This is a genomic window from Listeria tempestatis (assembly GCF_963575625.1).
In the GTDB taxonomy this organism is placed as follows: domain Bacteria; phylum Bacillota; class Bacilli; order Lactobacillales; family Listeriaceae; genus Listeria; species Listeria tempestatis.
Map to the genome: position 1 here is coordinate 37,168 of NZ_CAUYTK010000017.1, position 15,675 is coordinate 52,842.

The following is a 15,675-nucleotide window of genomic DNA, read 5'->3' on the forward strand; positions in this document are numbered from 1 at the left end:
GTTGTTGAAAAAGTGCCTACTTTTTCTTTGGTGCTACACCAGGCATAAGTTTTCCCTTATAGAAACGAACAAGCTCTCCAGTTTGATTTATGCCTTTTAAATATTGCTTGAGCGTTCTTGTTTCTCTTTCATTTACAAAACTGATTACAATTCCAGTTTTTCCCATACGACCAGTTCGTCCAGAACGATGCACATATTCTTTTGCTGTTTTTGCCAAATCATAATGAATTACATATGGTAAGTCTGGGATATCTAAACCTCTTGCTGCCACATCGGTCACAATAAGAAAATTTAGTTCAGCCTTTTTAAAAGCTTGCAATGTTTTTTTTCGCACATCACGGCGAATGTCGCCATGAATTCCGGCCGCCTTCACCCCGTCATACGCGAGTTTTTCTAACAAAATATCCATTCTCGGTTTATCGCGAACGAAGACTAAGGCACGCATATTTGGAACGTGCTCAAGCCTACGGATGAGGGTAGCTTTGTCCCGGTTTTCGACTTCCATGTAAAGGTGCGATACGTTCTCATTCGCACGCTCAACAGGTGTTGCTTCAATGAAAAGCGGTTTTTTCTCGGTTTGTCTAAAAAATTGTTCAGAATCGTCTAGTTTCGTTGCCGAAACGAGGACCAATTGTCTGTCGCGCATGCTACTAGCTAAAATTTCCATTGTGGCTTTAAAATTTTCTGCAAGTAGCAATTGGTCCGCCTCATCAAGCGTGATTGTTTTGACTTCATGCATCTTGATTTTCTTTTGTTTGATGAGTTCTAGTGCGCGCCCTGGCGAAGCCACAATGATTTGCGGTTTCTTCTTTAGCTTTTCGATTTGGCGTTTGACGTTTGCCCCGCCAATAATTGGTAATACATGGATACCTTCAGGTACCCACGTTTTAATTGTATCTGAAATTTGCATGACAAGCTCATGGCTTGGAGCCAAAACGAGCCACTGCGTGTGTGGTTTTTTTTCTATTTTTTCAAGAATTGGTAGCGTATAGGCAACTGTTTTCCCAGTCCCGGTCGGAGAAATCGCAATCACATCGTCTCCGTTTTGAAGCGGCTCATAAATTGCGGTTTGAATATCAGTTGGTTCCCCGTACTCATGTTCCAACCATTTTTCCTGCCAAATTTTTTGCATTTAAAAGCTCCTTTTTTCATTCATTAAGTAAGCTCATCATATCATAAAAAACGAGGTAAAACCATATGGTTTTACCTCATTTATCCAACGGAACCCCCTCGAATGAGCGAAGTATAGATGATTTCATTTTCAGTTTCTTCTTGTTGCAGTAACTTCACAAGCTTTTCGGCTGCGACTGCCCCCCATTTGTACTTGGAATAGTCGATGGTCGAAAGGCGCGGATTTAGATAGGCGCCTACGTCACGGTTATCAAAACCGATAATGCGCACGTCACGACCGATGACAAAATTTTGTTTAGCAAAATAGCGATACATTCCGATTGCCATATTATCGTTTAACGAAAATATAGAGACAGGCTGTTTCCATTCGCGAACAATTTGGGCGGCGGCAAGTTCGCCGGAAGCTTCTTCAAAATCGCCTTCGATCACATGAACTTTTTCGCTATCAAAACGCGCAAGTTCCGTAAGCGCGGTGTCAAAACGGACGTTGCCGTCAAACGAATCAACTGGTCCTTTGATAACATAAAAATCACCACTAAACCCTTCTTTTAGGAAATCGACAGCGAGAGTGGCGCCACCTTTGTTATCAAGTAGGACTTGGCGTATGTTGGGGTGCGCAAGTTCGCGGTCAAGCACGACCATTTTGTGGCCGCGATTGGCGTATTTTAAAATGTCTTCCGTTTTAAAAGTCGCATCTAATATAATAGCGCCATCAATCATTTTTTCCGGTAAAAAGCGCTGCGATTTTTCCCCACTGAGCGCAATAAGTTCATAATCTAGTTTGCGCAGCGTTTCAGTGAGTCCATCAAGAAGCGGCCCGTAAAAGGCGCCGCCGTAGTTGGCCAAATAGGCGCCAATAATTTTTGTTTCGCGCGTTTTCAAAGTACGTGCCGCCATGTTTGGAACATAATTTAAATCGTCCGCAATGGCTAAAATGCGTTTCCGAGTTTTCTCCGTCACCTTCGAACTTCCATTAAGCGCATAGGAAACGGTGGATATAGAAACGCCAGCTTTTTTTGCAATATCTTTAATTCCAACCAAATAAATCGCTTCCTTTTCGCCATTTTCTTATATTATACACAATTTCTTAAATACTGGTAAACAAAATCTCAAGCTCATGTTCACCTCTTTCAAGTTCCTCTTTCAGAATGAAAAGAGCGCCCTCTCTGTAAGGATTACGCAAAAGCTTACGCCGCGTCTCTCCTCCGAAAGTGATCCCTTTTTCTTCGCTTATCTTGAAAGTGAGGTGTAACAAGCGACCAGAAAGCTCAATTGTCGCCTTTAGGCCATCTAAATCCCGCGGCAGAACAGGATCAAATTCAAAATGATTTTCCGTTTCTCGAATACCTAAAACAGAGCGAATCAATTGGTTCAAGTAAATGCCTGGACCACTTGAGTAGATGCGCCATCCGCCTTTTACAGGAATGTTTCCTTTTTTCACATTCGCAAAATCATCTTGAGCGGCATAGCGGTCAAGGAAAGCCGCATCAGAACTACTAAAATAAGTGTTGCTTTGGCGCGTAGCAGCGTTTGGTACAACTTTAGCAATTTGAATCGGATTAATCACGTCTAGCATGCGGAATGCGCGTGCATCACCTATCTTTGCAAGGGATTCAACATAACGAATGTGCGCGTGGACATATTGCAAACCGACCTCACGTCCGAAGTTCGCCGCTTGCTCAGCCCGCTTAAAGTGCTTACTCACACCGCCTGCATAGTGGGCAGGTGCACTCATTAAACGAACCCCGTCAGGATGGAGCAAATGCTTTTCGATAATATCAAAATTTTTCTTACGCTGCTCATCACTCACAAGTTCTGCGATGACACTTCTCGTTAGTGGAATAAGACGGTAATCAATTTTCGTCTCCGAATCTTGCGGATGAATCATAAATTCCGCCGTCGTTTCATCTTTCATGTAAATAAAACCTGGAATGACATCTGTAGAGCCAAGCATATATTGGTTAAAATCACGCTTAATAGCATCTGCAAGCTCCGCATAGTGTTTTCCTTCTGGCATTTCGTCCCCCAAATGTTGCATAACTTGGTACGTTAGCGCAACCGTCCAGCTAGAAACCATCCGTTTTTTGAGTTCACTATTTGCCGGTTGTAGTGTGTCGTCCCAGTCACCGTCACCGTAATTGGAAAGCGAAGTCCCCTTCATAAAGCGACTTTCAATTGTCGCTACAGCTTTTTCGATGTGCGCCTTTAATGTTTCGTTGAAGTCTGTGTACCCTTTCGTTTTCGCCGAAATAAACGGAATGCTTTCTTCCAAAATGGTTTTGTCTCCTGAAAACGCAAGGTAATCGCCTATCATTTTGAGCGGCCAGACGATGACGTCGCCGTGGCTTTCTTCTTGCTGAATATCCACATACTCATCAAACATAAACCATTGTGGCCAGTCGCCTGTTTCAGCATATTGGTGCGAAAATACTTTTAAAATAAGTTGGCGCAGCACCTCTTTTTGTCCTGTTGCTAAAAAGAATTCAAACGGTCCCTGTGATACGTCACGTGTCCCCCAAGCCGCGCCGCTACCTTGCTCAAGCCCGTGTGGTGAAGCATAGTGAATTAACATTTGGTGCGCATACCAATAAGCCGTCAAATTATACTTTTCAGCAAAATCTGAGCTATGAGAAAGCTTGAGCTGCGAAAGCAATTCATCATAAAACTTCGCAAAGTCTTCTTCTTTCTCAGCAAAAAATTGACCGTCTAATGTAGCTTGAACTTCCAAGTGGGCGCTTTCTTTCCCTTTGAAGATAAAGCAATCTAAATCGGCTGTGCCAACTGCTGCATCTGCAATGAAACGTTCATCCGTTACTTCATCAAAATTGCCAGAAATGTGATACGCTAAATCTGGATACCGTGGATTGTTTTTCGGCCGATAAATAAGTTTGCCGTCTGATTCTAGCCGTGAGAACTCATTCTCATATTCATTTGGTCCCATGCTGACCTGATTCGTCATCATGAAATCATACGCTTTGTTCTTTTCTGAAGTTATCGTAACAAGCACTTTTTTACTGCCACTAGAAAGCTTCGTTTCCACAGTGAGCGTATCATCTGCTAAAATATAAATCCATTTGGCACAGTTTGGTTGCATCTCAAACACACTTGGCATCGTAAGTAAATGTAACCCGTCTACTCCGCACAGATAAATTCGTAAACCACTCGTCTGTAGCAAATTCAGTGCATTTCGTTGATGCGAACTAAATTTATTCATATTCGTATTCCCAAGCGTCACATGCGATTGGAATACACCCGCCATATAAACCGTTGTCGCAAGCGTACCAGAAGGTTCCAGCAAGTCAACTTGGTCAAGCAAGATTGTACCGTGCGCACGCTCCACGAGGCGTTCTTTTTCCTTTAAAACAACATGCGTTTTTTCTGGAGTAAAAAAGCTTAGCGTTTTGTTTTCTGCTTGTTCTTCAAATTGGCGCACGGGATAGTGCGCCTGAAGCCAATCTGCCGAAGCCGTTTCACCTCTAACTTCCGACTTTCGTTCGTGGTGCCATATCATTTTTTCACCCGTTTGAAAATCGTTCTCTTCCAAACCATCAAAAAGCGCGTTTAATTTCGCTTTGGAGGCTACTGATGAAGTCGCTTCCTTTTGATTTCGTGTTAGTAGCCCATAAAAGCATGTTTTTTCCTTACCTTCTAAAAGCTCCGTCTGTAACCCGACTAGCGCCATCTCATACTGCCATTTGCGATTTTTTAGACCTTGAATAAGTCCTTCAGGTGTTTCCCCAAGCTTGACACCCGTCCCGTAAAAATCAAATCCGTCTGTCACAAAGCGTGTAATTTTACTTAAAGCACCAAACTCGGCGCCCGGAAATTGGTTCCCTGCTTGCGGCTGATTTTGTCTAGTTAAAATAACCTTCCCGCGCTCTGTATCAAGTACATGATAATCAATATATTGCGCCATATATGCCTCATTCGTTCTAACAGCCCCAACATCAGCAAGCCCCAAATCTTGAATATAAATTAAATCATATCTTCCTGCGACATCCGTTTCCACTTCATAAAACCAGCCATCAGCATGGATATGAAAAGTCACAGCGTAATTTCCAATAGGTAACACACCCGCATATTGAACCGCACTCGTATGATATGAAAAAGTCGCCTCCTCATTTAATAGCGGATAACTTTCTCCATTTGCACGCAAGAAAATTTGCCCTAAACGCGTTTCTAGCGGATTCTGTAAAACTTGATTAATTAGCACCCCGTCATACAAAAGCGCATGCAGGTGCCCCGTTTCAAAAAATTTTGCTTCAAATTGACCTTTTCCAATTGTAATCATCTAACCACCCTAACCTCAAAACTTTTCACATCCACACTGCTCGTCCCGATAAACAGACGATGAAGCCCAGCTTCCTGCACACGACGTAAATCTGGTAAATAAAACGAAAAATCCTCTTTTGTTAAAGCGAAAGAAAGTGTCGTTTTCTCACCTGGTTCGAGGCGCACTTTTTGAAACGCCTTGAGCTCTTTTAGCGGCCGTGAGACACTCGCCGTGACATCTTGTAAATACACTTGAATGACTTCACTACCGGCACATTCGCCCGTATTTTGGACTGTCACTTTGACATGTAGTGTGTCAGAAAGCGCAATTTGATTTGCGACTTCTACATCGCTAAGCGTAAAATTCGTATAACTTAATCCAAAACCAAATGGAAATAGCGGTTCATTTGGAATATCCAAATACTGTGACAAATATTTTTCGCCCGCATTTTGTTCCGTTTTCGGGCGTCCTGTACGCAGTTCATTATAAAAAATGGGAATTTGCCCTGTTGTTTGCGGTATCGTCATTGATAGCTTCCCAGAAGGATTTACTTCACCCGTTAGTAAATCTAAGATGGCGTTCCCTGCTTCTGTTCCTGGGAAAAAGACATCTAAGAATGCTTCGGAATGGTCGATTAAATCGTGAATATCAAGCGGGCGTCCGTTGAATAAAACTGTTACAACTGCTGAATTTGCTTTGGCAACACGCTTTGCAAGCTCATACTGCGCCTCTGGTAAACGAATTGTCGCAAGACTTGCCGCCTCGCCGCTCCACTCACTTTTCTCACCTACACATAAAACGACAACGTCCGCATTTTTTGCTACCTCTTCCGCTTTTTGAAACACGGTTTCCGAAATATGCTCATAGTCAGTGGATACAATTTCCGTAGCGCTAAAATGACCCGGAAAGGCATCCGCAATGGATACCGCATCTTTTTGTTCTCCGTATACAACCCAGCCACCAAGAACATCTTTACTTTCTGCAAGCGGCCCTATGAGTGCAATTTTTTTGTCTAAAGCAAGGGGTAACATGTTAGAATTATTTTTAAGAAGCACGGCTGATTCAGTCGCGACTCTTCTTGCTACTTGGCGGTTCCTATCAGACAAAATATCTTCGCCCCGCGAATCCTGTTTTAATCCCCGATAAGGATCTTCAAAGAGCCCAAGCTCCTCTTTTAGTACGAGCATGCGCATCACCGCTTCGTCTAGTAGCTCTTCTGCCACTTCACCTGTTTCAACAAGTTCTTTTAGATTAGTGATAAAGCACTCTGTCATCATTTCAAGATCCACGCCTGCTAAAAGAGCGCCTTTTGCAGCTTCTTTCGTATCTTCTGCAGTTCCATGATTAATGACTTCTTTCACCGCACCCCAATCAGAAATTAAAACGCCTGAAAAGCCCAGTTCCTGCCGCAAAACGTCTCGATTTAGCCATTTGTTCATTGTTGCCGGAACGCCTTCAAGCACATTAAAAGATGTCATGACCATTTTTGCTCCTGCTTCAAGCGCAGCCTTATAAGCCGGTAAATAATTTTGGTAAAATTCGCGCTTACTCATATCAACCGTATGATATTCGCGTCCTCCTTGCGGTGCTCCGTATGCCGCAAAATGCTTCACACAAGCAGCTAAATGTGTATAATCTTCCCGTAAGTTTTCCCCTTGATAACCATGAACCATCGCCGCGCCCAGGCGACTATTCAAATATGGATCTTCCCCTGTAGACTCCATAACACGTCCCCAGCGCGGATCTCGAACTAAATCTACCATTGGCGAAAACGTCACATGATGCCCGCTTGCTGTCGCTTCAAGTGCAGAAACCCGTGCCATTTCGCGAGCCATTTCCTCGCTAAAAGATGCGCCGAGTGCGAGTGGAATAGGAAAAATCGTTTTATGCCCGTGAATGATATCCGCCATAAAAATAAGTGGAATTCCTAGGCGATTTGTTTTCATATGTGCTTCCTGAATTTGCAGCATATCTTTTTTCGAGCTCGACCCTAGAACCGAACCCGCATTTTGGATGATGCTTTCCGTCAAATTGAGTTCTTCCATCGGTCCAGTAATTTCTCCTTGCATTTCAGTTCCTTCGAAGAATATCGGTGAAAGTTGCATCATTTGACTAATCTTTTCATCAAGTGTCATTTTTTTAAGTAAGTCTTCCAACTGATTATTATTCATAACGGCCTCCTAAACTTCTTTTAAAATCGAAACGTTTCTATATAAATATAACAACAGTATAAGCGCTTTCTTTTTTATAGTCAATCATTTTTATTGTTTCACAAGAATTTATACCCGATTTTTGTTTTTCTACTATTAAAATGCTGAAAAACAAATTTTACATCCGTTTTAAATTCACCTTATATAAATCCTTATATATAGCCATTTATTTATCTTTTTTTACTTTTTTAAGAAAAAACAGTTGAAACCGATTACATTTCATATTATAATAACTCTATCGAAACGTTTCTATAAAATTCCAAGTTTGTGAAAATGTGTCATAAAAACGGAGGTAAAAATAATGAAGAAGAAAATGAGTATTGTTTTGTCTGTTTTAGTTTTATCCTTAAGTTTAGTGTTAGCAGCTTGTGGTTCTGGAAGTGGGAGTGAATCTAGCGATAAAGATACGCTTACAGTTTGGGCAATGGGAGACGAAGCTAAGTCATTGAAAGAATTAGCCAAAGACTTTACAAAAGATAGTGGTATTGATGTAAAAGTACAAGTTATCCCTTGGGCAAACGCACATGACAAATTATTAACAGCAGTTGCATCAAAAGAAGGACCAGATGTCTTGCAAATGGGAACAACTTGGATGCCTGAATTTGTTGAAGCTGGTGCTATTCAAGATATTTCGAAGGAAGTTAAAGCGAGTGAAAACATGAATCCCGACAAATTTTTCCCAGGTTCGGTAAAAACAACCGAATTTGACGGCAAATACTACGGTGTTCCGTGGTACGCAGAAACGCGCGTTTTATTCTATCGTACCGATTTACTTAAAGAAGTAGGCTACAACGAAGCGCCTAAAACTTGGGATGAGCTTTCCGATGCTGCTTTAAAACTTTCTAAACGTGGCAAAGACATGTATGGCCTTAATGTAGATGCAAACGAGCAAACGCTAGGCTTTATGTTTGGTCGTCAAAACGGTTCTGAACTGCTTACTGATGACAATACAAAACCTGTTTTTAATCAAAAAGAATTTGTTGATGCTGTAAAATATTTAGATTCATTTGTAAAAAATGGTTCTGCACCTAAAACTGATTTAGGAATGGATGCCGCTCAAACATTTGGCGGTGACGGAATTGTACCAATGTTCATTAGTGGACCTTGGATGGTTAACACGGTTAAAACAACAATCCCAGATATTGAAGGGAAATGGGCAACTGCTATACTTCCTAAAAAAGAAAATAACATTTCCAGCCTAGGTGGCGCGAACTTGACTGTCTTTAAATATTCTAAGAAACAAAAAGAAGCACTTAAATTTATGGAATTTATGAGTCAACCAGATATTCAATTAAAATGGCTAAAAGATACAAATTCTATGCCAGCAAGTAAAGCTGCTTGGGAAGATAAAACATTAAAAGAAGACCAATTCTATCAAGTATTCGGTGAACAAATGCAAGATGCCGAACCAATGCCTCTTATTCCAGAATTTGAAGAAATTGCGCAAACTTACCTCAAAAACTGGGAACAAATTTATCGCGGCGGAGCTGATCCACAAGAGCAAATGGATTCATACAATCAACAAGTCGTTGATATACTCAAGAAATAAAATACCGCGGGGCGCACTTTGCCCCGTTTTTTCATAAGAAAGGAGCGCCATGAAACAGTTTTTAAATCGTCATACACCCTATTTCTTTATTTCGCCAGCGCTAATTTTACTTATTCTTTTTTCCCTCATACCGATTGTTGTAGCTTTTGTCATTAGTTTTACTGACATTAACTTAACAGGGCTGGCAGACTTTTCAAAAATTAATTTTATTGGATTTGAGAACTACGTTAATATTTTGCAAGATCCAATTTTCTTGAAATCTATTGGGAACACACTATTTTATGTTATTGTTGGTGTTCCACTTGTTATCGTTTGTTCGCTTGCCATTGCGATTATGATTAATTTTTCTCAAGCAAAGATTTTCCAATTTTTCCGCTTAATCTTTTATACTCCGTCAATCACTAACGTTGTCGCGGTTGCTGTTGTTTGGAGTTATTTATACAACCCGCAATTTGGGCTTTTTAACTACTTGCTGTCGCTCATCGACTTGCCGCCAGTTCCGTGGTTACAAGACCCTACGATTGCTAAAATTTCTTTAATTATTCTTGCTGTATGGCGGGCCATTGGTGTCAATATGATCATTTTTTTAGCGGCCTTACAAGGAATTCCAAAAGAATATTACGAAGCAGCGCAACTAGACGGGGCAGGAAATTTCCAACAGCTCTTTAAAATTACTGTACCGCTACTTAGTTTTGCAATTTTCTTTGTCAGTGTGACGACATTAATTGGCTGGTTGCAATTCTTCGAAGAGCCGTTTGTTATGACAAAAGGCGGACCGCTAGACAGTACTAATTCAGTTGCCCTTTTCATCTACCAAAATGGCTTCCAATTTAGTAAATTTGGTTATGCGGCGGCTGGATCATTCATCTTATTTATTGCAATTATTATTGTGACTCTGCTTCAATTCCGTTTACAAAGAAAAAACAATACGATGTAAGTTGAGAGGAGAAAAAAATGAATCCATATACAGAGAAATCACGTATGTCAAAACTAATTGTTATTCTTATTTTAACGATTGGCGGATTTTTTATGATTTTGCCGTTCATTTGGATGGTGCTCTCCTCCTTTAAAACGGATGCAGAAATTTTAAAAATTCCTCCAACAGTTTGGCCAGAAACATTTACTTGGGAAAACTTCAAAATGCTGTTTATTGAAATGAATTTCAGTGTATATTTGAAAAACACCCTCATTATTGTACTATTTTCTTTCATCGGTCTATTCTTCAATGCAATGGCCGGTTATGGTTTTGCTAAATTTAAGTTTAAAGGAAAAAATAAACTATTTTATTTAGTACTTGCGACTATGATGATTCCCGGACAAGTCACAATGATTCCGGTTTACTTAATTTTAAATGCTATGGGACTTACGAATACAATGACTGGTATTATCCTTCCAGGTTTAGTTGGTGCTTTCGGAATTTTCCTATTCCGGCAATTTATGTCCACCATCTCAGATGACTTGCTTGAAGCTGCCCGACTAGATGGAGCTAGTGAATTTTATATTTTCTGGCGCATTATCATTCCCATTTCCCGACCTGTTTTAGCAGTTCAAGGAATTTTAACCTTCATTGCTGGCTGGAACTCATTCCTATGGCCTCTCATTATTGCAAATGACGAGAAATATTATACACTTTCCGTAGGTTTGCAGTTACTAAAAGGGCAATATAGCAGTAATTATGCTTTACAAATGGCAGGCTCCACTTTCATGGTTATCCCTGTTATCCTGATTTTTATGATGTTCCAAAAATACATTTTAAAAGGGTTCAATGTTTCGGGGATGAAATAATAAATAAAAAGGTCAAAAAACAAGTGAATGGTTTTTTGACCTTTTTATTTTGATGTTGGTGGCTTAAAATTTTTTACCTATCGATACACCTCTGATACTCTTGCTGTCTCTGCTATTGAATAGCTAGAATATATGGAGGCGGCCTATTTGTCCATAACAGAATCAAAAAATGTACCTGACATTAGATTGAACATTTATCCACGATACCACCGGCTTTCTGTTACTCCACTTTCTTTACGAAATTCTTCATTGTATTTTTGAAGCAAGTAGCTTTTCACAAATTCCGGATAAAAGAATCGTAGAGGAACAATAATCAATAACGTAACGACGATAAGCCCTAATAGCATCTGACCAATTGGGACAATTACTGTAGAAATCCAAGATGAATCATTTAATAACCAGAACTTATTCATTCGATATAATTGCATCCCCCCGATTAGAATGACAACTCCATAAATAATAAACTTATCCAAAAATTTCCCTAAAAAAGGGAGCTTTATTCCTTTATCAAAACTAGTCAGCTCCTTCATTTCTAAATAAAGAAGATATTTGTAGATAACATAGATAACCAATGTGCCTCCAACAATCGCACTAGTTACTTGAATGATAATTTGCATTATGTAGGCATCTTTTAATCCACCAGAAAAAGCAATTAGTATAAACCACAATCCAATTGAAAAAATTAATGAAATTATACTAAACATGATAGAACAACATGAATAAAATCTTGATAAATAGTTTTCAGAAAAACTTTTAAAAATAATCTTAAAAAAATAAATAATGGTAGTCAAAACAACTGCCCATTCGAGTATGGCAGAAATCGGATTACTGACTACCCATCCCGATAAAGTACCTGCCATTAAGATTTCAATAATAATAGTAAGAGCAAATATCAAGTATCTAGCAAATATTAAGTTTTGTTTTAGTCCCCTTTTTATAAATGTTTGATTGACCACCTGTTTAGTTTGATCAAAATCAATCTTTTGAACCTGCTCTTGTATTTGTCTATTAAACAAAATTCGTGTTAACTTCATTTTACACCCCCATTTTCATAAGGAGATTTATTTGAATTAATCCCTAAGTTTATTTCTTTCAGATTAAAGTTTGGACTTCTGCATTGTGGCTATAGTTCTTGGCAAAAACAACTTATGTGGAAAAAGAAAACACGCACGAATTTTTCCCCATTCATTTTAAATCAGTATTTTCCTATAAAGGGTTGAATCACTTGGTCACATCTGGTTTTAAATATATTGGACTGGGGTCAAGATTCCATAATTTTTATCCTCTTTTTCTTCATAGCTCACTTTATTTTTCGCCATACCATTCTTTTTCAGTGAATTCATATTCTTTTCTGAAGTCTTCAGAGTATTTTTTATAAATACATCCATCTACAACAGTCGTTGCATTTAAAAGTAAAGTAGGCAATAAAGTAATTAGAAGTACAATGATTATCGCAACCCCTATAAGAACTACTGATAAAATTGTGCCCATAAATGTGCCATTTAGGCCTACGAGAAAATCTGGGTCAGAGCCACTCAGCCACCATTTATTCACCCTGTATAACTGCATACCTGCAATAGCAACAATCATAAAACTTACCAAGATAATAGATAATGTTCGAACTAACTTAATAGGTCCTCTTTTTTTTAACCGCTCTTCATCTATTGCCAAATATCTCGTTTGTATTATTTCAAGTAACTTTAATCTGATTACATAAAATGACAGAGTATATCCAGCTACCATATAGAAAAAAATAATCACTCTATTTATAATGACATTTTCCGATATTTCTACGCTAGAAAGATAAAAAATTAGGGCAGTCTGTGTAAATAAATACATGGCCACATTATACAAAGCCGCTTTGAAATATAGACTACTTTTGAAATAGGCAATGACAGTTGCTAAAATAATGATAGATGCAATAATCGGAAATAAGAACCAATTATTGCTAGAAAATAGGCAAACTACCCAAGCAATCACACCAAAAATGAATATCTTGACTGTTTTGGGTAATAACTCCTTTCCAGTCCCATTTAATGTTGTATAAATCTGATGCATTGAATTTTTTTCCAGTGATTGTTCAAAAGAAATTTCTTCTACTAACTTTGAAAATAAACTCATCGATTTCCCCTCCAATTTTCTGAAGGAGCATTATTTGTTCCTACTCCCTTTTTATTTTGCTTTGGTTCATATTGAGTTTTAGGGTTAAAATTCGGACTGCCACTTTCTGGTTGAATACCGATTCGATAATTTTTATCAGTTTCAATAATTTTATGTTGACCATAATAGGTATATAAATTGTCTAACCATTTACGTTTATTTTTTTCTGTTCCAAAACCAGATGTTTTTATTTTCTTTCCTGGCAAGTCAAAACCAAATAGTTTGTCTGTCCACAAAGTTAAATTTCCTTGTATTAAAGTATTAGCAGCCCCTGCTGCCGCACCAACAGGCCCACCATATTGTACACCTTCTAATGGTCCGGCATTCCACAGGAATAAATTAATTCCACCATACAGGGCTTTGTTCACATCTCCATAAGCTGGGCTCTTCGGATTAATGTATTCATCATAAGCATACGCAGTAACACTTAGGGTATCTCCAACATAGCCAATTCCCTCTTTTGCAATCTTATGTGTCTTTATAAATTCTGAAACTGACCCTAGTTTTTGAAATGCCTCTAATCCTACTTTACTAGTCGCTACAGTTTAGCACCATCACTTGTTTTGGATAAAATATTAGTTGCATAATCAATTAGTGCTAGGACAGTCTACCCTTTGCTCACTTTATTTTTCGCCATACCATTCTTTTTCAGTGAATTCATATTCTTTTCTGAAGTCTTCAGAGTATTTTTTATAAATACATCCATCTACAAATACAGCTAGCTTTTGTTAGGTATTAGCAACTTGTTTAATGAGATTACCTTTACTATTTGACGTCAATCAGATAGTAAAGGATCCTTTTATTAAATGCTAATTTTATATTTTTCTTCAATCCTTTTTAACAAAGTATCTTCATTTCCGTAACTATTGCCAATACAATCTGTTAAATCTTGTCCATACTCTTCTCTAATTTTGTTATCCCATTCCAACATACACTTATTAACTCCTTCGTGTTGCTTATCAGAACATCTTACGACTAACGGATATATCCAGTCTATGTTATCACAATCAATACAAATAAAATATTGTCTATTTTCATCATAACTGATAAAAAGGTTTTCTATATTATTCTTTTCATTAAACTTAATTACTTTTTGTAGTTCATCTTTATCATATTTTATTCCCATGATTTGCGACAAATCTGTCATTACTTCAAAAAGATATTCATTTGCGAAATACATCTCGTATTGAAACATGTTTATCCTCCAAACTATTTTGTGTATTTTACAACAGCATTCGTGTTAGGAAACATTTCTTTAAACTGATTAATATCATCACTATTCACTTTTTTCGTATCAAAAATGCCGTTACTATTATGCAAAAAGTATAATGACTATGAAAAAGAGAAGCTGCATTAATTTGGCTTCTCTTTAATTTTGTTAAAAAATTAATACTTATGTTCATTTATTATTTAAAATTTGTTTCATAATTTTTTCTTTTTCACTTTTTAAATCATAAAAGCCAATATGAACGCCATACATGGTTGTAACGATATTTTAGTTAATTTCTGAAGAAAATTATTAATATCAACTTTTCATTCATACTCCAACAAGATTTTTTATTAATGCTATACAACCCTAATTTCTGTTAAAGTAATTCCTGTAATATCATTATTTTCAATCAAGTTTTTGAATTTTTCGGATACGAAAATAGGAATTTCTTGTCTGTTTGATAGCTTAAACACATCTGATTCCTCTACTTTTTTTTCATAAATAGCGAATTTACTTACAGTGTAAATGGTTCCTAAAGTCGAAAGTTCAGTAGAAAAATACTCTGATTCTTTTAAGCACAAAGCATCTACTAATCTAATTATGTTAGCTATATAATAAGTCATTTTCTCTGTGCCTGATTTTTCGACTATTTCTATAGGCAAAAATTGAATTTCTGTGCTTAGACTTTCTAAAAGTTTCTTTAACTTAAGTGATACTACAAACCATCCCTTATCATTTGCCAAGTAGTCTGTAGCCACACTACCTTCTTCTTTATTAAAAAAGAATTTAAAATTACCATTCCATCTATCAAATTTCTTCCCTGTCATTAAGTCATTTTGTTGGATTCCAAAATCATTCTCATAATGACATATTATATCATCGCTTCGAGTCATATCTAACGATAATTTGTAATATTTCATATCGAAACCTCCTATTTTTGCAACCAATAGTCTTTATATAACATATCTGGGTTTGAAGCAATATTTTTCTTTAAATTTTTATATAGTTCTAAAAAGATATCTTTGTCTCCTTGTGCAATACTATCAAATTGTTTCATATTTTCTAAAACATAGTCATGATAGGCATTAGGATGTCTTCCTTGATGTGGTAAAAGTTCCTTATTCCAAATATCATCTAAACCTAAATCATATTTTTTTACTATCTCCTCAAACTGCGGGGTATAAGTTTTATTCTTATTTGTTGCATAATGATGCATTTGTTCGGGTTTTTGAGGTTTAGGTGTCTCTTTAATAATATCATTTGTAGCCCCACCTGCTTTATCAAACGTAACACTCCCCCGCATCGCAGCCACACTCAATCCTAATCCCATCACTGCATCTGTGAGACCACTTTCATC

The 15,675-nt window shown here is 37.8% G+C and carries 13 protein-coding genes; 3 read left to right on the plus strand and 10 right to left on the minus strand.

Annotated features, from left to right (window positions below):
* Positions 1-16: 16 nt before the first annotated feature.
* The 4 genes from R8923_RS13715 to R8923_RS13730 all read right to left on the minus strand — a co-directional run bounded on the left by R8923_RS13715 (position 17) and on the right by R8923_RS13730 (position 7,575).
* A complete protein-coding gene (locus R8923_RS13715; RefSeq protein ID WP_485873318.1) occupies positions 17-1,132 on the minus strand; it encodes a DEAD/DEAH box helicase in 1,116 nt (371 codons plus the stop codon).
* Between the two features lie 80 nt (positions 1,133-1,212).
* Positions 1,213-2,172, minus strand: coding sequence for a LacI family DNA-binding transcriptional regulator (locus R8923_RS13720; RefSeq protein ID WP_485873319.1), 960 nt, complete (start codon positions 2,170-2,172; stop codon positions 1,213-1,215).
* 46 nt (positions 2,173-2,218) lie between these two features.
* The gene (locus R8923_RS13725; protein ID WP_485873320.1) at positions 2,219-5,422 is read right to left on the minus strand and encodes a GH36-type glycosyl hydrolase domain-containing protein; all 3,204 of its coding nucleotides are present in this window, start codon (positions 5,420-5,422) and stop codon (positions 2,219-2,221) included.
* Complete coding sequence (locus R8923_RS13730; protein WP_485873321.1) at positions 5,419-7,575, minus strand: glycoside hydrolase family 3 N-terminal domain-containing protein; 2,157 nt, start codon at positions 7,573-7,575, stop codon at positions 5,419-5,421. The genes R8923_RS13725 and R8923_RS13730 overlap by 4 nt, the downstream gene beginning before the upstream one ends.
* Before the next feature lie 340 nt (positions 7,576-7,915).
* On the opposite strand from R8923_RS13730, the gene R8923_RS13735 reads away from it, so the two are divergent.
* Genes R8923_RS13735 through R8923_RS13745 form a run of 3 tightly spaced genes read left to right on the plus strand, consistent with a single transcriptional unit; the run spans position 7,916 to position 10,948 of the window.
* Positions 7,916-9,163: a sugar ABC transporter substrate-binding protein gene (locus R8923_RS13735; protein ID WP_485873322.1), complete on the plus strand. Its 1,248-nt coding sequence runs from the start codon at positions 7,916-7,918 to the stop codon at positions 9,161-9,163.
* A gap of 49 nt (positions 9,164-9,212) precedes the next feature.
* Complete coding sequence (locus R8923_RS13740; RefSeq protein ID WP_485873323.1) at positions 9,213-10,100, plus strand: carbohydrate ABC transporter permease; 888 nt, start codon at positions 9,213-9,215, stop codon at positions 10,098-10,100.
* A gap of 17 nt (positions 10,101-10,117) precedes the next feature.
* Positions 10,118-10,948 carry a carbohydrate ABC transporter permease gene (locus R8923_RS13745; protein WP_485873324.1) on the plus strand — a complete coding sequence of 277 codons (831 nt, stop codon included), beginning with the start codon at positions 10,118-10,120 and terminating at the stop codon, positions 10,946-10,948.
* Between the two features lie 194 nt (positions 10,949-11,142).
* Here the strand turns inward: R8923_RS13745 and R8923_RS13750 are convergent, their stop codons facing one another.
* The 6 genes from R8923_RS13750 to R8923_RS13775 all read right to left on the minus strand — a co-directional run.
* On the minus strand, positions 11,143-11,982 hold the full coding sequence (locus tag R8923_RS13750; protein ID WP_485873325.1) for a hypothetical protein: 840 nt from the start codon (positions 11,980-11,982) through the stop codon (positions 11,143-11,145).
* A gap of 271 nt (positions 11,983-12,253) precedes the next feature.
* Positions 12,254-13,069, minus strand: coding sequence for a hypothetical protein (locus R8923_RS13755; protein WP_485873326.1), 816 nt, complete (start codon positions 13,067-13,069; stop codon positions 12,254-12,256).
* Positions 13,066-13,476, minus strand: a complete 411-nt coding sequence (locus R8923_RS13760; RefSeq protein ID WP_485873327.1) for a hypothetical protein — start codon at positions 13,474-13,476, stop codon at positions 13,066-13,068. Before R8923_RS13760 ends, R8923_RS13755 begins: the two co-directional genes overlap by 4 nt.
* A 434-nt stretch (positions 13,477-13,910) precedes the next feature.
* The gene (locus tag R8923_RS13765) at positions 13,911-14,303 is read right to left on the minus strand and encodes a hypothetical protein (RefSeq protein ID WP_485873328.1); all 393 of its coding nucleotides are present in this window, start codon (positions 14,301-14,303) and stop codon (positions 13,911-13,913) included.
* Positions 14,304-14,674: 371 nt separating this feature from the next.
* A complete protein-coding gene (locus R8923_RS13770; protein ID WP_485873329.1) occupies positions 14,675-15,238 on the minus strand; it encodes an imm11 family protein in 564 nt (187 codons plus the stop codon).
* A gap of 11 nt (positions 15,239-15,249) precedes the next feature.
* A partial coding sequence (locus tag R8923_RS13775; RefSeq protein ID WP_485873330.1) for an AHH domain-containing protein occupies positions 15,250-15,675 on the minus strand: 426 nt, incomplete at its 5' end.

Excerpts from the sequence above, each read along its gene's own strand:
- R8923_RS13765 (WP_485873328.1), bottom strand. The coding sequence starts at position 14,303 with ATGTTTCAATACGAGATGTATTTCGCAAATGAATATCTTTTTGAAGTA.
- R8923_RS13770 (WP_485873329.1), bottom strand. The coding sequence starts at position 15,238 with ATGAAATATTACAAATTATCGTTAGATATGACTCGAAGCGATGATATA.
- R8923_RS13725 (WP_485873320.1), bottom strand. The coding sequence starts at position 5,422 with ATGATTACAATTGGAAAAGGTCAATTTGAAGCAAAATTTTTTGAAACG.
- R8923_RS13755 (WP_485873326.1), bottom strand. The coding sequence starts at position 13,069 with ATGAGTTTATTTTCAAAGTTAGTAGAAGAAATTTCTTTTGAACAATCA.
- R8923_RS13740 (WP_485873323.1), top strand. The coding sequence starts at position 9,213 with ATGAAACAGTTTTTAAATCGTCATACACCCTATTTCTTTATTTCGCCA.
- R8923_RS13715 (WP_485873318.1), bottom strand. The coding sequence starts at position 1,132 with ATGCAAAAAATTTGGCAGGAAAAATGGTTGGAACATGAGTACGGGGAA.
- R8923_RS13750 (WP_485873325.1), bottom strand. The coding sequence starts at position 11,982 with ATGAAGTTAACACGAATTTTGTTTAATAGACAAATACAAGAGCAGGTT.
- R8923_RS13745 (WP_485873324.1), top strand. The coding sequence starts at position 10,118 with ATGAATCCATATACAGAGAAATCACGTATGTCAAAACTAATTGTTATT.
- R8923_RS13735 (WP_485873322.1), top strand. The coding sequence starts at position 7,916 with ATGAAGAAGAAAATGAGTATTGTTTTGTCTGTTTTAGTTTTATCCTTA.
- R8923_RS13730 (WP_485873321.1), bottom strand. The coding sequence starts at position 7,575 with ATGAATAATAATCAGTTGGAAGACTTACTTAAAAAAATGACACTTGAT.